The organism is Laedolimicola intestinihominis (genome assembly GCF_040096155.1).
Classification (GTDB): domain Bacteria; phylum Bacillota; class Clostridia; order Lachnospirales; family Lachnospiraceae; genus Laedolimicola; species Laedolimicola intestinihominis.
In genome coordinates, this window is the sequence record NZ_JBBMFE010000014.1 from 57,248 (window position 1) to 78,857 (window position 21,610).

General features: G+C 47.8%; 23 protein-coding genes and 2 pseudogenes. 15 read left to right on the forward strand and 10 right to left on the reverse strand.

Features of this window, described 5'->3' with window-relative positions:
- Window positions 1-61: 61 nt before the first annotated feature.
- The 9 genes from WMO29_RS13470 to WMO29_RS13510 form a co-directional block, all read right to left on the reverse strand.
- Window positions 62-724: a DUF6100 family protein gene (locus tag WMO29_RS13470; RefSeq protein ID WP_006873396.1), complete on the reverse strand. Its 663-nt coding sequence runs from the start codon at window positions 722-724 to the stop codon at window positions 62-64.
- Window positions 725-1,252: a DUF5697 family protein gene (locus WMO29_RS13475; RefSeq protein ID WP_173700505.1), complete on the reverse strand. Its 528-nt coding sequence runs from the start codon at window positions 1,250-1,252 to the stop codon at window positions 725-727. It abuts the gene before it with no gap.
- Between the two features lie 193 nt (window positions 1,253-1,445).
- Window positions 1,446-4,502: a VirB4 family type IV secretion system protein gene (locus tag WMO29_RS13480; protein ID WP_227589406.1), complete on the reverse strand. Its 3,057-nt coding sequence runs from the start codon at window positions 4,500-4,502 to the stop codon at window positions 1,446-1,448.
- Between the two features lie 33 nt (window positions 4,503-4,535).
- A complete protein-coding gene (locus WMO29_RS13485; protein WP_186872921.1) occupies window positions 4,536-5,912 on the reverse strand; it encodes a C39 family peptidase in 1,377 nt (458 codons plus the stop codon).
- The gene (locus WMO29_RS13490; RefSeq protein ID WP_227589405.1) at window positions 5,913-6,908 is read right to left on the reverse strand and encodes a hypothetical protein; all 996 of its coding nucleotides are present in this window, start codon (window positions 6,906-6,908) and stop codon (window positions 5,913-5,915) included. It abuts the gene before it with no gap.
- A gap of 13 nt (window positions 6,909-6,921) precedes the next feature.
- A complete protein-coding gene (locus WMO29_RS13495; RefSeq protein ID WP_227589404.1) occupies window positions 6,922-7,632 on the reverse strand; it encodes a hypothetical protein in 711 nt (236 codons plus the stop codon).
- 40 nt (window positions 7,633-7,672) lie between these two features.
- Window positions 7,673-8,074: a fimbrial protein gene (locus WMO29_RS13500; RefSeq protein ID WP_173700504.1), complete on the reverse strand. Its 402-nt coding sequence runs from the start codon at window positions 8,072-8,074 to the stop codon at window positions 7,673-7,675.
- 250 nt (window positions 8,075-8,324) lie between these two features.
- Complete coding sequence (locus WMO29_RS13505; protein ID WP_006873388.1) at window positions 8,325-8,876, reverse strand: hypothetical protein; 552 nt, start codon at window positions 8,874-8,876, stop codon at window positions 8,325-8,327.
- On the reverse strand, window positions 8,873-10,033 hold the full coding sequence (locus tag WMO29_RS13510) for a MarR family transcriptional regulator (protein WP_215725545.1): 1,161 nt from the start codon (window positions 10,031-10,033) through the stop codon (window positions 8,873-8,875). Before WMO29_RS13510 ends, WMO29_RS13505 begins: the two co-directional genes overlap by 4 nt.
- A gap of 436 nt (window positions 10,034-10,469) precedes the next feature.
- Here WMO29_RS13510 and metG point away from each other — a divergent pair.
- The 7 genes and pseudogenes from metG to WMO29_RS13545 form a co-directional block, all read left to right on the forward strand.
- Window positions 10,470-10,943 (forward strand): annotated as a pseudogene (gene metG / locus WMO29_RS13515) (methionine--tRNA ligase subunit beta); the annotation flags it as partial.
- Between the two features lie 238 nt (window positions 10,944-11,181).
- Complete coding sequence (locus WMO29_RS13520; protein WP_117795848.1) at window positions 11,182-11,655, forward strand: DUF6075 family protein; 474 nt, start codon at window positions 11,182-11,184, stop codon at window positions 11,653-11,655.
- Window positions 11,655-11,831: a hypothetical protein gene (locus WMO29_RS13525; protein WP_002596300.1), complete on the forward strand. Its 177-nt coding sequence runs from the start codon at window positions 11,655-11,657 to the stop codon at window positions 11,829-11,831. The genes WMO29_RS13520 and WMO29_RS13525 overlap by 1 nt, the downstream gene beginning before the upstream one ends.
- A 23-nt stretch (window positions 11,832-11,854) precedes the next feature.
- Window positions 11,855-12,637, forward strand: a complete 783-nt coding sequence (locus tag WMO29_RS13530) for a ParA family protein (RefSeq protein WP_117795846.1) — start codon at window positions 11,855-11,857, stop codon at window positions 12,635-12,637.
- Window positions 12,630-13,511: a ParB/RepB/Spo0J family partition protein gene (locus WMO29_RS13535; RefSeq protein WP_002596302.1), complete on the forward strand. Its 882-nt coding sequence runs from the start codon at window positions 12,630-12,632 to the stop codon at window positions 13,509-13,511. The genes WMO29_RS13530 and WMO29_RS13535 overlap by 8 nt, the downstream gene beginning before the upstream one ends.
- Before the next feature lie 15 nt (window positions 13,512-13,526).
- Window positions 13,527-14,591 (forward strand): DUF6017 domain-containing protein, encoded by a 1,065-nt coding sequence (locus WMO29_RS13540; RefSeq protein WP_349165122.1) that lies wholly within the window; start codon window positions 13,527-13,529, stop codon window positions 14,589-14,591.
- A complete protein-coding gene (locus tag WMO29_RS13545) occupies window positions 14,572-14,943 on the forward strand; it encodes a DUF6050 family protein (protein WP_349165124.1) in 372 nt (123 codons plus the stop codon). Before WMO29_RS13540 ends, WMO29_RS13545 begins: the two co-directional genes overlap by 20 nt.
- Before the next feature lie 8 nt (window positions 14,944-14,951).
- Here the strand turns inward: WMO29_RS13545 and WMO29_RS13550 are convergent, their stop codons facing one another.
- On the reverse strand, window positions 14,952-15,158 hold the full coding sequence (locus WMO29_RS13550; protein WP_117795841.1) for a helix-turn-helix domain-containing protein: 207 nt from the start codon (window positions 15,156-15,158) through the stop codon (window positions 14,952-14,954).
- Window positions 15,159-15,258: 100 nt separating this feature from the next.
- On the opposite strand from WMO29_RS13550, the gene WMO29_RS13555 reads away from it, so the two are divergent.
- The 8 genes and pseudogenes from WMO29_RS13555 to WMO29_RS13590 all read left to right on the forward strand — a co-directional run bounded on the left by WMO29_RS13555 (window position 15,259) and on the right by WMO29_RS13590 (window position 21,546).
- Window positions 15,259-15,420 carry a hypothetical protein gene (locus WMO29_RS13555; RefSeq protein WP_002596306.1) on the forward strand — a complete coding sequence of 54 codons (162 nt, stop codon included), beginning with the start codon at window positions 15,259-15,261 and terminating at the stop codon, window positions 15,418-15,420.
- Window positions 15,421-15,458: 38 nt separating this feature from the next.
- Window positions 15,459-15,827, forward strand: a complete 369-nt coding sequence (locus WMO29_RS13560; protein ID WP_330592075.1) for a hypothetical protein — start codon at window positions 15,459-15,461, stop codon at window positions 15,825-15,827.
- Window positions 15,828-15,919: 92 nt separating this feature from the next.
- On the forward strand, window positions 15,920-16,576 hold the full coding sequence (locus tag WMO29_RS13565) for a hypothetical protein (protein WP_117795837.1): 657 nt from the start codon (window positions 15,920-15,922) through the stop codon (window positions 16,574-16,576).
- 64 nt (window positions 16,577-16,640) lie between these two features.
- On the forward strand, window positions 16,641-17,567 hold the full coding sequence (locus WMO29_RS13570) for a hypothetical protein (RefSeq protein WP_173816545.1): 927 nt from the start codon (window positions 16,641-16,643) through the stop codon (window positions 17,565-17,567).
- Between the two features lie 173 nt (window positions 17,568-17,740).
- Complete coding sequence (locus tag WMO29_RS13575; protein ID WP_173816544.1) at window positions 17,741-18,217, forward strand: PcfB family protein; 477 nt, start codon at window positions 17,741-17,743, stop codon at window positions 18,215-18,217.
- Window positions 18,214-18,813: pseudogene (locus WMO29_RS13580) on the forward strand (type IV secretory system conjugative DNA transfer family protein); the annotation flags it as partial. The gene WMO29_RS13575 and the pseudogene WMO29_RS13580, both read left to right, overlap by 4 nt.
- Before the next feature lie 49 nt (window positions 18,814-18,862).
- Window positions 18,863-21,223: a recombinase family protein gene (locus WMO29_RS13585; protein ID WP_117534720.1), complete on the forward strand. Its 2,361-nt coding sequence runs from the start codon at window positions 18,863-18,865 to the stop codon at window positions 21,221-21,223.
- Window positions 21,220-21,546 carry a TnpV protein gene (locus WMO29_RS13590; protein WP_117534721.1) on the forward strand — a complete coding sequence of 109 codons (327 nt, stop codon included), beginning with the start codon at window positions 21,220-21,222 and terminating at the stop codon, window positions 21,544-21,546. The genes WMO29_RS13585 and WMO29_RS13590 overlap by 4 nt, the downstream gene beginning before the upstream one ends.
- Window positions 21,547-21,610 lie beyond the last annotated feature (64 nt).

The window sequence follows — 21,610 nt, forward strand, 5'->3', positions numbered from 1 at the left end:
CCCGAAATCCGGGGCTAAATACGATGTTGCGGCAGGTCGGACAAGCAATGGCTGAAAATGCTCAAAAATCCGAGATGGATTTTAGGGTGTTTTCATGCTCAGCAAGCCAGGCGGGAAACCGCTTTTTTTCCATGACACTGATTCTGGTACAGTCCTTTTCGCCCAGCGCAGCGGTGTTGTAGGCATCGCAGAGCAGGCCGGTATCGTCAGCCATGACGAAGGTGGAGAGGACATCCAGAAGCTGCTTTTCTTCCAGATTGTCGTAGTCACGGATACGCCGGGTGGGAAGGCACTGGTCATAAACCTGCGTAAAGCACACCACACAATCGCTGAAGCGGGGCATGGGATGCTCTTTGGCGTATTGCTCCAATGAGAAGTAGAACGGGTCGAGCAGAAACTCAGTGTTTTGCCTCTGCTTGCGTTTTGGGAGCAGACCAGGCAGGGTGACCTCCAGTACACCGTCCTCATAGACAACCTCAATTCCGTGTACAATACCGGCGGATGTCAGGTAATCGCCTTTGCGGATGGTGGTGCTGGAATATATCAAATGCCGCAGCCTGCAGGCAATTTTCTCTGCCCGCAGGGCGGCATCAGTGGATAAGACTTCATAGTTGTCCGGATAGCGCTGAATATCCGTGGTATCCATCGCGTAAAGAGCATTGCTCAAACGGGATATATCATCAAGAATGCTTCCGATTCGGTGTGAGATGATTTTTCGTTCCAATCAAGTTCCTCCTGTTTTCTTAAAGTAATGCACCTGGCCCGCTGCATCCACGGTGCAGAAACCGGAAATGCCAGGGCAGTCAATGCGGCGAATGTCTTCCGGATTATCGACCAAAATGATGCGGCGTCCACCGCTGCGGTCATCCCGAAGCGCATGGTTGATCAGGGCCTCCTGGCCGGAAGCTGCGTAGACGATTTCGTATAGTTCACCGTTTGCAAAGAAGATAAGCTTGACCGGAAAATCACCGGGAGCATGGTATTCCACCTGCCCGATAAAATCCAAGAGTACCCAGGCAGCCCGTATCAGGGAGTTGTCTGATTTTGCTGCCCAACCAGACGGAAAGTAACCGCCTGTATCAGTTTGAAAAATACGGCCCTGCTTTTGTAGATGGGAGAGCAGGGTCTTGATGATTTCTTCTTTGCCAGGGTGAAAGCAAAGAAGCTGCTGCATATTGAGACCGGGATACATCGTGACGATCCGCAGCAGAGCCGCAGCTTCATTTCCATAGATTTCAGCCCTGGTCTTCATGGGTATCACCTCCAATGGCGTAATATAGGCGTATTCAAGACGCATTAAAATAGGAAGGAAAGCCAGTCAGTGTAAGCCAAAAGATGATCTGGTTGGCAAAACTGGCTTTTAGGCGTAATGCAGACGCAAAGCAGACGCATAGCGGCGTCTGGCAGGAAAGTTGCACATGGGAATCACCTCGCTCTTCAAATTGTTATATCTGCTGTTCGGCAGATGTGGATTGTTCACGGCGTTTTCGCTCTACGATTTCACGCAGCTCGCGGCGGTCGGTAGTAATCAGATCCTTTTCCAGAGGGCTGGCTTTGAATTCCACCATAATATTGTTGTTATTGGTAGAAATCAGACCGTGACCTCTTTCAAAGTGAGTGATCTCCATTGTTTCAGCATCGGACAGGTGCAGGGCTTCCTGTACCCGCTGGGCTTCGTCGTCCTCCAGATTCAGAATGATCTTGGTCTTGGAGTTGTTGATGATGCCCTTACCAAATCTGCCGCCGTCAAGGTCAAAGAAATCGGCAAGATCCTGGCTTGCAAAAATCGAGGCGCCGCCGTAACCGCGTATGGTTTTGGCAATTTCCAAAAGGAAATCGCCAGCCAATCTTACACCAGCAGCACCGGCGCCGGATAGAAGCTGCCAGCACTCATCGATGAAGATGGCTTTTTCTTCTGTACGGTCGGCTTTGGCTCTGTCCCAAACAAAGTCCAGCGCCACAAACATACCTACGGTGAGCAGATCTCCCGTGAGGGAGGAAATATCCAAAACAGTGTACTTGTTGTCGAGCCGAACATTGGTCTGCTTATTGAAGGTGCTGGCGCTTCCGTTTACCAGACGGTTTAGGATGTGGGCCATGCGCATCGTTTCCTTGGAGGTTTTCAAAATTTCGTACAGGTCACCAAGCACCGGCATCTCACGGTACTGGCCGGGCTTTGCAGGGTCTTCCAAAGAGGCATTATCATGAGTGATGCCTTTTGTGTTATAGGTACGAACAAGGGCTTCGTCCAAAAGCTGTCGTTCCTCGTGAGACATATCGGGGATCAGCAGACTGAAAAATATGTGGAGCTGCTGGATCTTTGCTGCAAGTTCAGATAACTGGATGCCTGGACCGTCCAGAAGTTCATTCACCGAGCGGTCTACCCGCCGAATCTCCATAACATTGATGCAGTGGGGACTGGCCGGTGAAATCTGGATAAAGGAGCCGCCCACATTGGAGCAGGCGCGATGGAATTCATGGCCTTTTAGGGGCGCAACAATGAAAATGGGGATATTTTTCCGCCTCATTCGCAGCGCCATCAACTGCATGGTAAAAGTTTTGCCGGCTCCGCTCGTGCCAAGGATCGACATATTGGCGTTCTTATAGACCGCAGAATTGAAGATGTCCACGATAATAAGGGAGCTGTTGTACTTGTTGACGCCCAGCAGGATACCGTTATCATCACACATCTCATAGGAGGTAAAGGGATAACAGCTTGCCGCACCGCCTGTCAGCAGGTTGCGTTTACCGCGCTCATACAGTTTCTTTTCCATTGCCACCAATGGAAGGGCAGATAAAAACGCCTGTTCCTCCCGAAAATGGCAGGTGCAGGCGTTCATGTCTTGTGAGAGCAGGAGCTTTTTCATCTCGCTGACCTTCCATTCCAAGTCTTCCTCGTTGGAGGCAGTAATGGTAATCAGCAGATTCAAGTAGTAGAAGTCCTCGTTGTTGGCAAGGCCCTCTTTGAGAAAGTACCCGCTTCGGATAGCGCCATCAATGTCATCAAAGTCGGTGTTGGTGTCGCTGGCGTCCTTGATTTTGGAACGGTTGATACGCAGCTGCTGTCCGACTTTCTGGATGATGGTTTCTTTGGGCTGACGGGAGAGGAACATATCCATATCGATCCCGTCACCGGCATTGACGATAAGACTGAGCCAGCCGGCTGGAACCTGCGTTTTGTAGCCATCAGAGGGCACCAGCAAATAAGCATAATACAGACCGTCAATGCAGATATGGTGACCATGCGTGAAGTCAATGCTTTTTGGCGCACAGAATTCGGTGGCAGGGATATGGTCGATCTCACTGTCGCGCCCTTTGGCAAGGTACTCAGCCACAACCTCCTGTGCCCGGACGGAGAGCGGCTTTACAGCACTTTCATTTCTGCAGAGCAGGTTATAGAGGACATCTACGGTAAACTCATCCCAGTTTTCCGGAACGATGACCTCGTTACCGCACTGACGGAGGTAGTTGGTAGCAGTATGGACTGCACTTTGCAGGGCATTGATTGCCTCGCCTTCTTCATCAGAGCGCTTGGTGTTGCTCCACGGCTCATATTCAAAAATCAGGAAGAAACGTCGGGTAATTGCCTCACGGGAACCGATCTGCTGAACGAACTGGAGGTAGTCTTCCTGCATGAGCAGACACTGTTCATTGGTCTCCTGTTCCATCTCCTTCCGAACGGTATCCAGATGGCGGTTGATCTCTGCCCGACGTGTCAGTACCTTGATTTGCAGCTTGATGGGGCTGATTTTCAAGTAGGATACAAAGGAATAGATGATGTTCCGCTGTTCCTGGGCGCTGCGCAGCATAAAATTGATGGGTACTACCTCGACGACCTTGACATAGCGGTGGTCCTTCGTGTAGATGATGCCGTTTTCAATTTTGGAAATCGGCAGATAATCTGCTACCGGGTTAAGGCAGGCGGGCTTCGGCTCCTGAGTGCGGATAGGGCGTTTTACTTTGCGCTCCTTGGAGACCTTCTTTTTTTGCTTGGCGGCTTTCTTCTCCTTGGCAGGCTTCTGCTTTTTCACAGGACGGAGTTTTTGGCGGATCTCGTAGCTACGAACTTCATCAAACTCCGCTGGGAAATCCTCTCTGCCGGAGCGCCGTGACCGTCTGGGAGCCTTGTCGGGCTTGTGTACCTTCTTTTTAATATGCTTGCCGCCATGCTCTGCCGCAGGAACCGCATCTTCTGCGCTGTTACCGCCTACAATGCGGCGGTTTCGCAGGTACTTTATGAAAATCAGCAGAAAAGAGGAAAGGCTCTCACCGGAAACTCCGATAAGCGCCACCAATGCTGCTGGCAGTGCGGTCAGGCACAAAGCGATGATACGGGCAGTCAGGCCAAGAGGGAGCAATGAAAAAACCGGCACACCAATGGCAAATGCCAGGATACCGGCTTCAATCACATTGCGGGCTTTGAACATACCACCGAAGAAGGTGCCTGACTCGATGAAATTCGGTGGTATTATGTAGGTATCTCGGTCGATTTTATGATTCATGATTAACCTCGTTTCCGAAGCCGGGCGGGCACATCAGCCGATAATCCAGAACGGACCGCCAGCTCCAGCGCGCCGGCTGGCCTCATTTAAGATAATGGACAGATCCCAGAGCTGTTCGCTCCGTGTGTAACTGGCAGGGTCAGCCACCATGATCTTGCCGTCTTTTACGCCACGCAGGACAATGAAGTGACCGGAAGAGGTAAAGTGGCCTTCAGACATGATTGCTACTACCAGTTTACCATTAGCCAGTGCGTCTGTGATGCGCTGTGGTTCCGCAGTGGTACAGCCGGAAACCGGAAGCCCCCATTCCCCAGCGGCGGCAGGTATCAGCGCATGGTAAGAACCACTGCTTTTACACCAGTAGCCGTTGTTGTAAGACCACTCGGCCATCTCCACAGGGTCAACCATATCGTCCGTCAGAGAGGACACCACGATTGCCATAGCGGTAGGGCCGCAGCCATAACCGCCAATATTGTCCGTACCATATGCTTTACCGGCATAGCGTTCATCCAGCTGATTGTAGTAAACAACAGGTGTGATCCCGTCGGTGAAAGTAACATCGCCCAGAGCGGTGATGCTGTTTCCGGTCCACGCTTCCAGATTTTGCAGCAGACCATCGCCCAAGAACAGGCTTAGGTTGGAAGCGTAATCAGATGCAAGCTCCTTTTGGTCATCGGTAAGCTGGAATACAACATCAGAAAAATAGGACTCACCGTTGTAACGGACAGTATAGACCATCCATGTTTCGGACACCGTTGTTTCTTCCCCAGTCTCCGGATCAGTCACGGTGCTCTCACGAATCTCTTGCTTGCTGGTGTAGGAATATAGATGCTGTTTGTTTTCCCGCAGGGTGGCGGCAAGGTCATTCAGAGAAATGCTTTCAAAATCCTTGTCTTTGGCCGCACAATACTGAGAGATAAATAGGTTGGCGTTATAAATGGGACCGCTGGAATAGGCGTTTTTGACCTCCATATGGTCGGCTCCCGATGCCGCAAAGTCAGCTTCGATCCGGGCAAGTACATCATCCAGTGCCTCGCCCAAGATGCCGTTGAGGGTAAAGGTGATCTCGTTGGCGTTCTCAATAATCGCTGTTTTGCTATTCAAAATCGGAATTTCGGGGTCAGATGGCGAAAAGGCATTGGTCAGTCCGCCGAAAATAAGACCGGGGAGCATGAGAACAAATAATACCGGCAGCATAAGCAGGGCAATGACTGCCACAATGATTTTTCCGATATGCTTCCGGCCTGCCCACACTGCGCCTGCAACTGCACCGTAAGGACCGCCTGCGGCAGCGCCTTTGGCAGCGGAGGAAATAGCTTTTCCGGTTTTGATTGCGCCGCGGATGGTATGCGCTGCGGAGGCACCGGTCTCCACAGCTTCGGAAAAACTGCTTTTTTGATCTTCTGGCATTTATATCTTGTCCTTTCTCCTCGGGGCTGGAGGCAGCTTTTTGACAATGGACTCGTTGAAGGCGATAGAACCGTCAGGAGCCATATAGGGCGATTTGTCAACAGCATCCACAGCGTACTGCTTATACCATGCTGTGCCATCCACGGCATGAACGGTGGTGTACTGGCCTTCCGGGGCAACATATTGGTCTGCGTGGTACATACCAAAGGAGATGCCTTCGGGATGTTCCGCAGTCACTTCTGTGCCGGTGATGCGGCCGCCGCCAATTTCGACATTTTGGAAGGTCGGAACATTTTCAGCTCCGGATTCCAGTGCCGCATATCCCATGTAAGAGTGCAGGGCTTCGGCGGCTTTTTCACCGGAAATGGCCCCCATCTGGCTGATACTGCCCGTGGCTACGCTGCCGATTACATTGTTGGCAAAATTGCCGCCCTTACTAACGGAAGAAGCGTACATATGGCCGCCGATTCCTCCGGCTGCAGCATCGCCTAAAAGACTGCCAAGACCGGAAGGCTTGGAGCCGGGAGTTGTGGTGGCTGTTTTGATGGCACTGTTTGTGACTTTTCGGCTCACCACTCCAGAAAGACCGCCGCTGGCAAACCCTGCTCCAAAGCCGCCGCTGCCTTTACCACCGTTTGAGTTGACATTGGTGGAACTGCTGTTTCTCCCGCCGCCAAAGTGGTGACTGGAAAAGTTCTTGATGCCGCCGATGCCTCTGGCAGCAATCATAGCCTCAGCCAGCATGCTGCCGCCGGTATGTCCTACATTGACACCAAGACTGGAGAGGAAGGAATCGATTTTCTGGCCGACTTTGAGAAAGCCGATAGCACAGAGAAACCAGATAAACACATTGCCGGAAACGGCTTCTTTTCCCACAGCGTCTACCTGAGCCTGCACATCGCTTTCGGAGATAGCGGCAAAAGCCGGCTGGCAGAGCAGGCAGGAGAGAATTGCGACTGTAAAGGCCGCAAACAAAATTTTTTTGAGTTTCTTCAAGGATAAGACCTCCTTACAACGAAAGCGGGTTCGCAAGGAAGGACCCCACCATGCTTGTGAACAGGCGCAGGCACCAGGCGTTCATGACCAATAGGAAAATTTGACCGCCAAGCATCCGGCACCAGGATTTCCAGATGTTTGCTGTGGTCTGACTGGCGCCCATAGAAAAAGCCACAGGAGCCGTGTAGACCAGTACACCGAGCAGCACATACCGTTCAGCTGCCTCGAACAGAAGTTTTAGGTAATTCCAGGCCAGGATGAGAACCAAAATCAAGGTAATCAGCGCCACAGCCCCATTGGCACACACACCGATGATGACCAGCATTACGGAATTGAAGTCTGCAAAGCTTAATGCAGGAAGGTCAGAGTCCATGATCCAGTGGTAGGGGGTGCCGCCGATGGTAAGAACAATATTGACGATTTCATCTGAAAAGAGCGTCAGCAGGATAAAAATAACGGAACGGATACTCAGCTTTACCGGGTCTTCTGCTTCCACACCTGCGCCAAGACCGAAGTTTTTGAATAACTGCCAGACCCAGTTGAGCAGGATGATCCCGATTGCCAGAGCCACGAAAACAGAGTACATAGTCTCTGCTGCGGGAAAATAACGCAGAAATACAGCCATATCACAGCCCAGCGCACCCAAAACCGATGTGGTCACCAGATCAAGACCGGCCATTACCTGTTCTGCGATCCATTCCACTATGCCGTCTAAAATGCCCATAAATGCAAGCCTCCTTTCCGGCGAGCAGTCAGACGGTCAATCAGCCTGTCCATTGTCCGCCACTAAAGAGCGGCGTCACATACGCCATGATAAAGCCCAAGCCATTGAGGATAGCCCAGGTGATACAGATTCGTTTGAGCCAGGCGCGGCTTTCATCCACCGTCCGTCCGGAACGGGAGAAGTTCATGAGCAGCAAGGCTACCGAAGCAGTGACGATGGCGGCGATAGTGGAGATGGCAAGGATTTGGGTGTATACATCCTGCATGATCTCTTTGGCCTTGGTCCATACATCTGTTGCCGCATAAGCCGGCTGGCAGAATATCATGGACATCATCACACACAGGAAGGCGCTGTAAGCCACTTTGGGCAGCGAAAGCCTGCGCTTGGACTGGGTATCCGGCTCCTGAAGCTGCGGAGTTTGAGGGGTTTTCGTTTTCTTCAATTTGCGATCCTCCAATTCTGAATGATTTTTTGATGCTCAATAGGGAACAGAAAAACCCACACCTGTCAAAACAAATGTGGGCTTTCAAATGGCCGGGCGGCCATCTGGGCAGCAAAAAAGCACCCTGATGAAAGGTGCCGTTACTGTCCTGTTCGGTTTTGGGTGCAAGTTTGAGCATATTCAGTTTAACACATCGGTATTTACACTGAAAGAGCAGAACCATGCCAATTTTGTTCCCGAATTGTGCCAATTATTTGCCCGATTGTCCGGAAGATGATTTTGGCTCTGGGAAGAACTGCTCCAGCATGTCTAAACTGTCCTTGGAGGTATAGCCCCAAAGAACGGAACTGAGGGCTTCAATGGCTTCCCGGCGTTTGCGGTAGTAAGTTCTGAAACTGATGTCGCGGATATGCGGTCGCAGGGTCTCGATAATTTCCTCAACATTTTTGAGCTGCTGCGGCGAGAGGAAGGAGTAGTACAGCAACCAGTAATATGCCTCACCGTTTTTGTGCTTGGTACGCAGCAATTCGATTGCGGAATCCAGCAGCTTGAGCATTTTGTGGCTGCGTTCAATGCATTTGGCATGATGCTCGATGTCGCTTCCGGCCAAATCAGCGCCAGCCAGATAGACTGAATCCAGAAAATCCTCAATGGAGGTACCATACTCAATCTCAAACTTGGTGCGGACATGCTGGACAGAAAGCTCCAGGCTCCACACAACATCCCGGTATTTTTTCAGCAGTTTCCAGGTATCATGGTACAGGGGATTATCAGCAACATCAGGTTCAACAAATTTTCTCATTTCAGGTTCCTCCTATTTTCGTGCTCCTCAGAGGGAGTGAGTGTAAGTTCAAAAGTGGCGATTGAAGTGTTTGTGCCGCAGAGGATGGTCAGACCAAAGTGGACTGTAGATTTCCCTCGCGCACGCGGAATCAACTCTTCCCAGCAGTCGTCCGATAAGGGATATAACTTATAGCAGGAGAGTGGGCAAGAAAAGCAGGAAATCCCTTGCGTAGATAGGATGTCAGCCATCTTGCGGAGTATCGTTTCAATGTGCGATTTTGAAACGCTGGAAAGTGCATCCGAAACAATGACCTCATGCTCAGAGATAGAATGGCTCTCTTCGGTTTCAGCAGTTTCCGGAAGCTCCAGATGAATGTTTAAGGTCATGGCAACTTCCTCCTTGTCGATTAAAACATCGGAAATCTCAAACATGGTGGACAGGTAGTTCTGCAGGTAGATCACGCTTCCATGCCGGCCGGGAAACGACATGATAGAGATATACCCAAGACCGTCCAACTTTTTCAGTATCCGGCATACGGTAGCGCGTGACAGCCCCCAGCGGCAGGAGAGTTCGGTATAACTGACCAACGGGTTTCCTGTACCATTGCGAAAGTAGGCTACCGGACCGACCTCTGACCCCTGCACCTGCGTATCGTTGTAGACAGCGGATACCCACAGATCCAGAACGATGTCCATTTCAGAGCAGCGGGCAGAGCTGACCAGTTCCAGGGCAACAGAGACTGGCAGGAAGAAAAAACCGGTATCCTTTTGGCAAGGGGCATTGTACTCCAGTGCGGAATTGTGGCGGGCCCAGTGGAGGATTTTATATTTGACTACATTGCCACGGCCCAGCAGTGTATAGGAAATCAAGTGCTGCTTCTGAAGGGTATCCAGCATGGACAGCGCCTGCCGATGAAAGCGGGTGCGGAACCAGCAAGACAGTTCCTTGACGGTGCAGACCCATTCGCCGGGGGAGACTGTGTAACTGATCCCGTCAATACGGCGATATGAGGTGCGGAAGTTTGCATAGCTGCAAAGTACAGTAAAATGAAAAAGGCCGGAGCCTCCGTTTATGCGGATGCTCCGGTCGTTGATCAGTTTGTGGATGAACTCACGATAAATCCGGCATCGTGGGTAATCTACCACTTGTTTGATTTGAAGTTGGTATTCTGGCATAGTGAACCTCCTAGTTTTTTATGCAGACAAGTAGTTCGCTGAAAAATGTTGACTTGAATAACTGATGGGGGTATACTCATATTTATATGAGCTGCAAATAAGCAGTTTGTGCATTGCTGGTTTCCGCAGTTTTAGCATTGATACCTTATAATATAGGCTAAAAGCGATAAAGAAACAGTATCAGGGATGTTCTTCATGGCTCTACAATGTGCCAGTCCTTTTCATGGAAAATTTATCCAATTTTTGACATTTTGGAGCTGACACACTTTTTCACAAAAAAATATGCCTACAAACAACTACAATTTTTATACAACTTTTCGAGTGAAGCGGACGGTCAAATAGGACACAGGACGAATGATAAATAGTTTCAAAAACCCAGCAATTATGCGGATTTTGCGCACTACGGAGCGGCATGGGGCGGGATGGAGAGAGCAAAATTTTATTCCCGACAATGAAGTCCCTGGATGCTGACAAGAAGGCTTCCAAGACTTCCGAAGCAGCTCCTGCAGCTGCAGAAAAAGTTGCTGAGAAGGTTGATTTCTCCAACGTAAAAATCGAACCATTGTTTGAAGAAATGATTGATTTCGATACCTTTGCAAAGGCTGATTACCGTGCAGTAAAGATTCTGGAATGTGAAGCAGTACCGAAGTCAAAGAAGCTTTTAAAGTTCACTCTGGATGACGGAACAGACCGGAAACGCACGATTTTAAGCGGTATTCACGAGTATTACGAGCCAGAAGATCTGATTGGCAAGACAGCGATTGCAATCGTAAATTTGCCTCCGAGAAAGATGATGGGCATTGATTCCGAGGGTATGCTGATTTCAGCAGTACACGAGGAAGATGGACATGAGGGATTAAATCTTCTCATGGTGAATGACCGGATTCCGGCAGGTGCGAAGCTGTACTAAGAATCAGAAAATCCATAGACTTTTATGAGTTTATCGAGTGTTTGACATCAAATTGACATCAAATTTGTGTCATTCGGTGGACTAATATGGACTGAAAAGGGATGTTTTAGAAATCAGAACCTTTCAAAACTTAATAGTTGAATGCTATTAAAAGGACATTTTCCAATAAAACGGAGAGTGTCCTTTTTCTGTTGTTATGGTCAAAACAAAATCAAAATAACACAAGGAGGGTTCTATTATGACAAGTACAGCGTTAGGAGCAGAAACCAAAAAGGAAGAAAAGATTATTTTTATCAGCGATGCACATGAGAAATTCTACTACGAGAAGTTAAAGGAAGTCCGGTATCAGGATGTTTACCACAAGGCACTCTGCTATTGTCTTGGGATCAGCGATGATACCAGAAGAAATGTTTACAGAATTTATGATTTCAAAACAGGATGCGTAATAACAGAGTGTTTACACGAAGGCTGGCAGACCAGTGGAAGTGTGAGAGTGGTCAGAATGGCATTCAATCTGTATTGCAATGGAACACCAAGTATTTCCGATTATGAAGATGCAGAAGAACAGGTGGACGAGTGTAGGCAGTACACGGTGGAGGAAATATTCTGCTGTGCTTATGCACCATATTTCTGGCAGGCAATTCAGATTCGGTATCCGGAATATGCCACATACAACCATAAGCTGTATGCCTTATTGGGAGGAACAGACTAATGTTAAAAGTCAGATTGATGGGAACAAAGAATGATATTAAGTGGTTCGGAAAGATTTTGCAGAGGAATCCGAAAGTGGAAGTAACGGAGTTTTCCGAGATGTATCCGAATAAGGGAACGAAGAAATTTTACAGGGCGTATGTAGAAGTAAAGAAAAGAAACGTAGCAGAAAAATAGCAGAAAACAAAGGAGAATCTATCATGTGTAAAATAATCGCAATCGCAAACCAAAAAGGTGGTGTGGGCAAGACCACCACAACCAGTAATTTAGGTATAGGACTGGCAAAACATGGCAAGAAAGTCCTGCTGATTGATGCCGATGCACAGGGCAGTCTGACGGACAGTCTTGGCTTTACAGAGCCGGATAAGCTGGAGGAAACGCTTGCAACAGCACTCGGCAATATCATCAATGATGAAGATATGGAAACGGATTATGGTATCCTGAAACACAAAGAGGGAATTGACCTGATGCCGGGGAACATCGAGATTTCCGGTCTGGAAGTATCACTTGTCAATGTGATGAGTAGAGAGCTTGTGATGCGTTCCTACATAGAGCTGGTAAAGGATAATTATGATTATATTTTGATTGACTGTATGCCCTCCCTCGGCATGATTACCATAAACGCCTTTGCCTGTGCGGACAGTATCCTGATTCCGGTACAGGCGGCATATCTTCCGGCAAAAGGGTTACAGCAGCTTATTAAGACGATTGGAAAGGTCAGGAGGCAGATTAACCCAAAGCTGACGATTGAGGGGATTCTGCTGACAATGGTGGATGCCAGAACCAATTATGCAAAGGACATTACTGCATTACTGGTGGAGAATTACGGTAGCAAGGTGCGGATATTTGAAAACAGTATTCCCATTTCCGTCCGTGCGGCAGAGATTTCCGCAGAGGGTGTCAGTATCTACGAACATGATCCGAAAGGCAAAGTAGCCGCTGCTTATCAGTCTTTGACGGAGGAGGTGCTTGGGAATGAGTAAAGCAGGAAGTGCCGCAAAGGTAAAATTAAGCAGTTATGATGATTTATTTGGAAATGCAGAAGAAAAGACAGGGAGCGAAGAGCAGATTATCAGAGCCAAGCTCACGGATTTGCATGAGTTTAGAAATCATCCGTTCCGTGTACTGGACGATGAAAAAATGGAAGAAACAACGGAAAGCATCAGTAAGTATGGGGTGCTTGTACCGGGAATTGCAAGACCGAGGGCAGAGGGTGGCTATGAAATCATAGCCGGACACCGCAGAAAACGAGGTTCAGAACGGGCAGGAAAAGAGGATATGCCTGTGATAGTCCGCAATTATACAGACGATGAAGCTACGATTATCATGGTGGATTCCAACATTCAGCGTGAGGACATTCTGCCAAGTGAGAAGGCGAAAGCTTATGCCATGAAATACGAGGCTATGAAGCATCAGGGCAGAAAAGGAAACGGAAATACGCTTGACGAGGTAGGAGAAGCTGCCGGAGAAAGCGGAAAGACGGTGCAACGGTATATCTGGCTTGCAAGGCTGTCCGATGAGCTGCTAGAGTTGGTTGACAGAAAGAAAATCGGTCTGGTACAGGGTGTTGACATTTCCTTTCTGTCGGAAGATGCACAACAGTGGGTGCTGGTAATCCTTGAGGAAAGCGGAGCAAATATTTCCACAGTACAGTCTGCCAAGTTGAAGGAATATGGGAAAAGCGGCGAACTGACGCTGCCGATGGTGCGTCTGATACTGACCGAGGAAAAGCCGAAAGAGAGGAAAGTTACAATCAAGTCTGAAAAAATCAGCCAGTTTTTTTCAGAGGAATACTCCAGCGAAGAGATTGAGGGGATTATCCTGCAATTATTGGAGGAATGGCAGAAGAAACAGTAAAGGGGGTGCGGTAAAATGGGTAAACAGATGCAGTTTGATTATTACTATGGGATTGAAGCAGAACAGTTTTCCTTTTATCGTGTTCCTCGGTTGCTGATTAAAGACGAGCGTTTCAAGGGGCTTAGCAGCGATGCCAAGCTCCTGTACGGTCTGATGCTTGATCGTATGTCACTGTCTATGAAAAATGGCTGGTTGGATGAAGAAAACAGAGCCTATATCATTTATACTCTTGATAATGTCATGGAGGATTTGGGATGTGCAAAAGCAACCTGTGTTAAGATTATGAAAGAGTTGGACAGCGATAATGGGATAGGATTGATCGAAAAGAAACGCAGGGGACTTGGAAAACCGGATATTATTTATGTAAAGAATTTTGCCACAATAGGAGAAGCAGAGGAAGAAACGCCTGCAAATGCTGATGTTTCCACAGAAGTTCAGGATTTGAACCTCAAGAGTTCTAAAAGTTATACTTCCAGAAGTTCAGAAACTGAACTTCAAGAGGTTCAAAAAGCAGACTTCCAGAAGTCTAAAAATTTTACTTCAAGAAGTACAATATCTGAACTTGCGGAAGTTCAAAAAGCAGACCCTAATTATACTAACTATAATCATACTAACCAGAGTAATATTGATAGGAATTATATCAATCCTATCAATCAATCCGGCAGTGAGTTGGAAGGGGAGATTGATGTGATGGAAGATGTCAATGCTTACATGGAAATCATCAAAGAGAATATTGAGTACGAACATCACATGAAATATGGCAGATGGCAGGACAAAGGGCTGTATGAGGAATTGTGTGAGGTAATCTGCGAGATTGTATGTGTGAAGCATAAGACTGTTAAAATCGGTGGAAATGATTATCCATATGAGCTTGTAAAATCAAAGTTCCTCAAACTGAATAGCTCCCATTTGGAATATGTGATAGGATGTATGCAGGAAACAACTACGAAAATTGCAAATATCAAGGCATATATGGTAACAGCTCTTTATAATGCACCCTCAACGATGAATCATTATTATCAGCAGGAGGTGCAGCACGATATGTATGGAGGTGGCTGGAGTGAAAAGGGTATTGTTTAAGATTATACTTCCGGCAGGACTGCTTGCGGCATGGATGCTGACCTGTTATCCTGTATGTAACAAAGCAGACGGGTTCGATGTATTCCTTTACTGGATTTTGGTCGGCTGTCCCTATGGATTGCGGAAAATGTGCATGATTCATGTGCCAAAGAATTTCGGGATTGCAGGAAGTATGGGAATACTGGCATTAAACTGTGTTGTTGGAGGTCTGATCGGCGGGGTAGTAGCAATCTGGAGAATGGTTACGGTACTTGCGGAGATAATAAAGGTAATCAGGGATTACTTCTGGACACGATGTCCAAAAGTACATGAGATGACGGATAATAAAAAAGGCGTTGTTCATCGAGTCTAACAACACCTTTAATCCGTATCCGGAACGTATTCCATTATATCCTCAATCCGGCAGTCGAGTATCTGGCAAAGCCTGTTTAAGATAAGCGTTTTTACAACAAGGTTCTGCCGAAGCCGCTGAAGCTGTGCTTTATCAATGCCATAATCTTTGATAAGCTGGTACTGGCTGATTCCTTTTTCCTTTAGCGTACGCCAAAGCGGGTCGTATTTAATCATACTGAAAGCTCCTTTCCACACTTGTATTCTAAGTGCATGAAACATATAATAATATGGTGCGTGTACGCACCATAAAACATACAAGGAGAGTAAAAAAGTTATGGAACATAATGAGTTTAAGGATCAGCTATACGAAGTATTAGATGAAAATGATGTGGCTTTAGGGATTGAGGATATAGATACCTCTGATGCCGCAAATATTTTTACAATAAAAACAAGGGACGGAAGTGTTTTTGAAATAGAAACACGGAAGATTGAATAAGAGGCAGCACGATGCCTCGAAACAGGAGGTTTGCAACTGTGGAGAAAAGTTACATTACAGACATAGAACGGGAACGGTGCAAAAAGGTTGCCGCAGCCTATGCAGAACTGTATGAGCTGGAAAACATTTTGGTATTGGATGTAGGACGGTACGGTTTTGTGAAGCTGCAATATTACACACCGGAGTATGGATTTAATGATGTTATAACCTATACAGACAGTGAGAGTATGTTTGAGGACTTATGGCAGGAATGGCTTGATACCCGGCTCTATCTCTTCGCAAAGGGAACGCCGATGCTGGAAATGGGATATGAGGAAATCTTCAAATGTCTGCCGGAGGAAAAACAGAAAGAGCTTTTAGAGCAAAAAGCAGTATTTGCAAAAATGGCAGAAATAGAACTGAAATAAAACAGCGTCAGGGCAGTTATGAATTGAAAGATTTGTAGCTGCCCTTTTTTTATTGCTTTTGGACACGATGTCCAGAAGCGGAAAGGAGCAAAATGGAATCATTACGAGATGTAAAAAGAGTTATGGAACGAGAGATAGAGAAAGGGAGCTGCCCATTACAGTTTGAATATCTGGAATTTGGAGAAAAACCGTTTCAGTTCATAGAATCAGAGAAAAAGCTGAATGAGGTGCTTTCGTATTTGTTGCGGTTGGGGGAATATAGAGGATATACGGAGCATCTTGTAGGAAATAACGTGTATATGGATTTGGATATGTTGTGCCGGAAAATCCAGTTTAAGCGTACCCATTCCCCGGTGGAGCGTAGTGAAATCCATTGGAAAATACAACGCTATAAAAATAAGCTGAAGCCAGACTATGCAGGTAAGGTTTGTTTAGAAATGGTGCAGTGCATTTTCAGTCTGCCGGAAAATGCAGCGGAGAAGTGCAGAATAGTGTATGATGGACAGGAAACCTATGCTTTTGCCATGTCAAATAAGTATATCCTGGGACTTTTTACCCATTGTGAAGCTGCGAGGAAATCTGCTGTGGAGGACGGTGTGGAGTTTGTGCATCTGCCGGAGGAAGAACAGAAGATCGTCAGGCTTGAAAATGTGCGGAATGTGCTGTTTCAGACATTGTTGCTTGATAATGTTGCAGTGGAGAATGGCCTGTTCCATGCACAGATGTGTACGGTCATGCTGTTAAAGTAGAAAAAGTTGTAAATAAGATGTATAATGGGGAGGTAAAAATAAGAATTAGGAGTTGATAAGATAAATGAAATGTGCATATTGTGGTAAGGAAGCAAGAGGTACAAGAGAACATATCATTTCATCTGCAATATTAGACTTGTTTCCAGAATGTTATATAACTTTTGATGATGCGAGAAATGCAATACATGAAGCAGACCCGATGGTAAAGGATGTTTGTGCTGAGTGCAATAATAATAGAATATCCTATATTGACAGTTATGCAAAAGAATTTATAAGTAAGTACTTTGTCAAAAAGTATAAGGAAGATGATGTTGTTGAAATTGAGTATGATTATACATTGATTCAAAAAATGTTGTTGAAATACGCATACAATGACATGAGATCAAGAAAAGAGGATTGTTCTTTTTTTGATGAAGAAATACTAGAGTACCTTATGGACATAAACAATAATGTACCGAAAGATAATATTACGGTAATGTGTGGATTAGCAGTTAATGTGTCTCCAGTTCCAGATTCAATGTTTGGAAATATGAAATTGCGTTGGTGCAAATCCCCATTTTTGTATTCTAATAGTACAATTAGACATATTGATTACAATACAGGAGAAGTATTTCTGAATGAGGATATAAAAAAAGAGGAGTTTCCAGATTTAAGATTATCGTATGCTTTCAGATTTAATAGTGTACAATTATTGTTATTCTGTTGGGATAAAGAATCGACAAGTATTGAACAAAATAATATTGTTTTGGAATGTCAATATCCGTACCATTTATTAAAAAAGGGCGAAAAGCAAGCAATACTTCCTGTATGTACCGATGAATTAAATTACCATAGATTTGACCATATTCATGTTAAATGGGATGGTTTGTTTGAAGTGGGATTAATGAGAAAATATGCAAGTGGTGGAAAGTATGAGTATAAGGAATTATGTGAAAAAGAATGGTTAGAGGAAGAAAAGAAAATTAGTAAAGAACATCCAAGAGGTAAATAGCATATATGAAACAGCGTTAGGGCAGTTATAAGTCGAAAGATTTGTAGCTGCCCTTTTTTAGTGCTTCTGGCACGATGTCAAGAAGCGGAAAGGAGAGGCATGAGATATTTACTACATCGGCTGTTTGTTCCGCCTTAAAGGAACAGCAGTAAAAACGAAAGAAGGAGGTACAGATGCAGGAAGAAGTAACGCAGAAAACAATCGCCCTTGTGATTAAATCTGCAAAACTGGACGCCAGTATCCTAAAAGCTGCGATGAGAATGTATCTGAATCATCACAGAAAGCAGGCACAGAAGAAGCATGGAAAAGTGTCGGTTAAGGAACTGGTGGGAGAGGGGGCTGGTGCGTCCTCGATTGAAATTACGGACAGCAACATTAAATCTTTTGAACGGACAGCCCGTAAATACAATGTTGATTTTGCCGTAAAAAAAGATAAGACCACCGAGCCGCCGAAGTATCTGGTATTTTTCAAGGGCAGAGATGCCGATGCAATCGCACAGGCATTCAAAGAATTTGTTTATGGTAATGAGAAAAAGAAAAACCGGACTTCCGTAAGACAGAAGTTAAAGTATTTCAGAGAAGCGGCGTCACAGGATCAGAACAAAGAGAGAAGCCGACAGAAGAACAAGGACAGGGGGCAGAGCCTATGAGCAGTATCATAGAGGGAATGACCAAAGACCTGAAAACTCTCCCCAAAAGGCTGAAAACAAAGGCAGAGGGAGCAGATACCAAAAAGCTGGTGCTGCTGAATCTTCCGTATGTGCTTGCCGGATATTTCTGCAATAAGACAGCATATTTATGGAGAATGGCGGAGGGGAGTAATGCTTCCGACAAGATGATGGCAGTGATGAGTGGTATGGACAAAATGTTTTCCAATCCCCTGCCCAGTTTTTTTATGAAAGATTTGCTGATTGGAATAGTGGGTGGCGTTCTCTTAAAACTCGTTGTATACTACAAGGCAAAGAATGCAAAAAATTTCCGGCATGGAGTGGAGTACGGCTCTGCAAGGTGGGGAAATGCCAAAGATATAGAGCCATATATGGATTCTGTATTTGAAAATAATATCCTTTTGACCGCTACGGAACGTCTGATGATGTCGGGCAGACCGAAAGAGCCGAAATATGCCCGCAATAAAAATATCCTTGTGATCGGCGGTTCCGGTTCTGGTAAAACCCGGTTTTTTGTAAAGCCGAACCTGATGCAGATGCACTCCTCGTATGTAGTCACTGACCCGAATGGTAATTTACAATAAGGATAAAGGGAGCGCGCACCCTCAAGAAAGGAGGTTACACCCCATGAAGAAACAGCCGGACAAGGGAAAAATCACAGCCCTGTACGAGCGTCTTTCCCATGACGATGAGCGAGCCGGGGAAAGCGTGTCGATAGAAAACCAAAAGCGCATTTTGGAGGACTACGCCCAAAAGAACGGCTTTACGAATATCCGGCACTTCACCGATGACGGAGTGCGGGGAACGACTTTCAAGCGTCCGGGGCTGGACGCTATGCTGGAAGAAATCCGGGCGGGAAATGTGGCTACGGTCATTATCAAAGACCAAAGCAGGATTGGCCGTGATGTTGTCGAAGTGGGGCTTTTGAAGCGCACCTTTGACGAGTACCATGTACGCTTTATTGCGGCAAATGACAACCTTGATACCGCCAACGGCTTTGATATAATGTCCATTTTCCGAGATGTGATAAACGAGTGGTATGTTGCCGACACCAGCCGGAAAATCAAGACCGTTTTCAAGTCGAGAATGGAAAAGGGCTTGCGCTGCTCCGGCAGCGTCAGCTATGGCTACCTTGCGTCCAAGGAGAACAAGGGCGAATGGGTAATCGACGAGGAAGCCGCCGCCGTTGTGCGCCGTATCTTCCACAGCGTTGTTGCCGGGGAGAGTATCGCCAGCATAGCAAGGGCACTCCGCGCCGAGAAAATCCCTATCCCGTCCGAGCATTGGAAGCGGATAGGCGCACCCGTCCGGTCGGCGAAGTACACAGACCCCTACGCATGGTCAACAACAACTATCAGCTATATCCTCAAACGCCCGGAGTACACAGGGCGCAAGGTTTTAGGGAAAACCGTCTGCGAGAACTACAAGACCAAAAGCACCCGCAAGACCGCGCCGGAGGAACAGTATATTTTTGACGGGGAAATCCCCGCCATTGTGGACGAGGAAACATGGAACACCGTCCAGCGGCTTATGGGAACAAAACGCCGCGCCCCCAAGCGGCAGAACACCCCAAACCGCTTGACCGGGCTTCTCTACTGCGCCGACTGCGGCGCGAAGCTGACCCACCGCAGCAGCCTTGTGCAAGGCAAGTATCTGGACGACGCTTTTGTGTGTTCCAGCTACCGCCAGCTTACCCGCGACTGCACCATGCACTATATCCCCACCGCGAAAATGGAAGCCGCCATTCTTGCCGCAATCCAGCGCGTGAGCTGGTATGTACGGCACAATGAAGCGGAGTTTATCGAGCGTGTGCGGAAAGCCACCGACCAGCACCAAGAAAATGCCGTCAAGGAGTACCGGCAGAAAGTGAGCAAGGCGCAGCGGCGGTATAAGGAGCTGGACGGGCTTGTAAAAAAGCTGTACGAGGGAAACGCCACAGGCAAGATACCCGATAAGCACTTTACCCGTCTGCTTGCCGAATATGACGTGGAACAGACCGGGCTGGAAGCCGCTATCGCACAATGGCAGGAAGCAATCGAGAGCTGGAACGCCGACAGGCTGAAAACAGATAAGTTTATCGAGCTTGTGAGCCGCTACACCGACTTTTCCGAATTGACAACGCCCATGCTCAACGAGTTTATCGAGAAAGTGGTTGTCCATGAGGGCGAGGGGCGCGGGAACAGCCGCCGCCAGCGGATAGATATTTACCTCAACTTCATCGGCGCGTTTGAAGTCCCCGCCCATATCGTTACCCCAATGGAAGCCGAGGAACAACGCCGCCAGCAGGAGGAACAGGCGGCAAAGGAAGCCCGTTCACAGGAGCTTGCCAAAGCGCGGGAGGAAAAGCGCAAGGCAGAGAAGCGGGAGTTTACCGCGAGGAAGAAAGCGGGCTTGCTGACCCCGGAGGAACAGGCGGCAGACGAAGCGCGGTTAGCCCATAACCGGGCATGGCAAAAGGAATGGCGGAAGAAACGGAAAGCCGCCGAGCCGCCCAAGCCCCCGAAGCCGAAATCCTTAAAGGAGCTTGCCGCGCTGCAAAAGGCCGGAGCCGACCTCACGCCGGAGGAAGCAGAACGCCTTGCCGCTTACCGCGAGAGGAAAAACCGCCAGCACAAGGCATGGTATGAACGGCAGAAAGCAGCGCAGCCGCCCAAGCCCCGGACGCTCAAAGAGCTTGCCGCCGCGCAAGTCGCGGGACAGCCCCTCACGCCAGAGGAAACAGAACGCCTTGAAGCCAGCCGGAGCCGGAAGAAGAACGCCTACCAAGAACTGAAAGCCCAAGCGGAAACCGACCCCGCCGCAGCCGCCGAGCTTGCAAGGCGGCGGGCTTACCACTCGGAAGCCACCAAGAAATCCCGCCAGAAGATGTACGAGGAAGCCGCAGCCGGAAACCCCGCAGCCCAAGCCCGGTATGAGAACTTCCTTGCTGCAAGGCGGGAGAACTACCACAGGAAGAAGCACGACGAGAAAGGAGAACAAATCGCATGAGAAGATTGATTGATAACGGGAACCGCCCCATTACCCCAAAGCCCCATATCGGCCACTACGGGCGGCTGCGGAAAGCCTATCTGGAACAATACCGCCACCGCCTTTATACCGCCCTTGTAGCCAGCGAGAAGCTATACCCCCACCTTGCGGAAACAGACCGGGCGGCGCGGGATATGCTGGACTACCTCATGCCCCGCCTTGCCAGAGAAGCGGGAGCCACCGAAGCCCTCAAAGCCGCCGACCCGATGAAATGGGTAGGTTTGATGAACAACTGCAAGGCGATAGCCGAGGAAATCGTAATGCATGAGTTAATCTATGTTTAACGGTCAAGAGCCGGAAAAATCGGAAATCTTGCGATAACAGCCGCCCTGACGAACCATTCCCCGT

Coding starts and splice junctions, on each gene's coding strand:
- WMO29_RS13535 (WP_002596302.1), top strand. CDS start 12,630: ATGAGTAAAGCAGGAAGTGCCGCAAAGGTAAAATTAAGCAGTTATGAT.
- WMO29_RS13520 (WP_117795848.1), top strand. CDS start 11,182: ATGACAAGTACAGCGTTAGGAGCAGAAACCAAAAAGGAAGAAAAGATT.
- WMO29_RS13505 (WP_006873388.1), bottom strand. CDS start 8,876: ATGAGAAAATTTGTTGAACCTGATGTTGCTGATAATCCCCTGTACCAT.
- WMO29_RS13570 (WP_173816545.1), top strand. CDS start 16,641: ATGAAATGTGCATATTGTGGTAAGGAAGCAAGAGGTACAAGAGAACAT.
- WMO29_RS13585 (WP_117534720.1), top strand. CDS start 18,863: ATGAAGAAACAGCCGGACAAGGGAAAAATCACAGCCCTGTACGAGCGT.
- WMO29_RS13550 (WP_117795841.1), bottom strand. CDS start 15,158: ATGATTAAATACGACCCGCTTTGGCGTACGCTAAAGGAAAAAGGAATC.
- WMO29_RS13565 (WP_117795837.1), top strand. CDS start 15,920: ATGGAATCATTACGAGATGTAAAAAGAGTTATGGAACGAGAGATAGAG.
- WMO29_RS13495 (WP_227589404.1), bottom strand. CDS start 7,632: ATGGGCATTTTAGACGGCATAGTGGAATGGATCGCAGAACAGGTAATG.
- WMO29_RS13510 (WP_215725545.1), bottom strand. CDS start 10,033: ATGCCAGAATACCAACTTCAAATCAAACAAGTGGTAGATTACCCACGA.
- WMO29_RS13590 (WP_117534721.1), top strand. CDS start 21,220: ATGAGAAGATTGATTGATAACGGGAACCGCCCCATTACCCCAAAGCCC.
- WMO29_RS13540 (WP_349165122.1), top strand. CDS start 13,527: ATGGGTAAACAGATGCAGTTTGATTATTACTATGGGATTGAAGCAGAA.
- WMO29_RS13475 (WP_173700505.1), bottom strand. CDS start 1,252: ATGAAGACCAGGGCTGAAATCTATGGAAATGAAGCTGCGGCTCTGCTG.
- WMO29_RS13555 (WP_002596306.1), top strand. CDS start 15,259: ATGGAACATAATGAGTTTAAGGATCAGCTATACGAAGTATTAGATGAA.
- WMO29_RS13485 (WP_186872921.1), bottom strand. CDS start 5,912: ATGCCAGAAGATCAAAAAAGCAGTTTTTCCGAAGCTGTGGAGACCGGT.
- WMO29_RS13575 (WP_173816544.1), top strand. CDS start 17,741: ATGCAGGAAGAAGTAACGCAGAAAACAATCGCCCTTGTGATTAAATCT.
- WMO29_RS13525 (WP_002596300.1), top strand. CDS start 11,655: ATGTTAAAAGTCAGATTGATGGGAACAAAGAATGATATTAAGTGGTTC.
- WMO29_RS13530 (WP_117795846.1), top strand. CDS start 11,855: ATGTGTAAAATAATCGCAATCGCAAACCAAAAAGGTGGTGTGGGCAAG.
- WMO29_RS13480 (WP_227589406.1), bottom strand. CDS start 4,502: ATGAATCATAAAATCGACCGAGATACCTACATAATACCACCGAATTTC.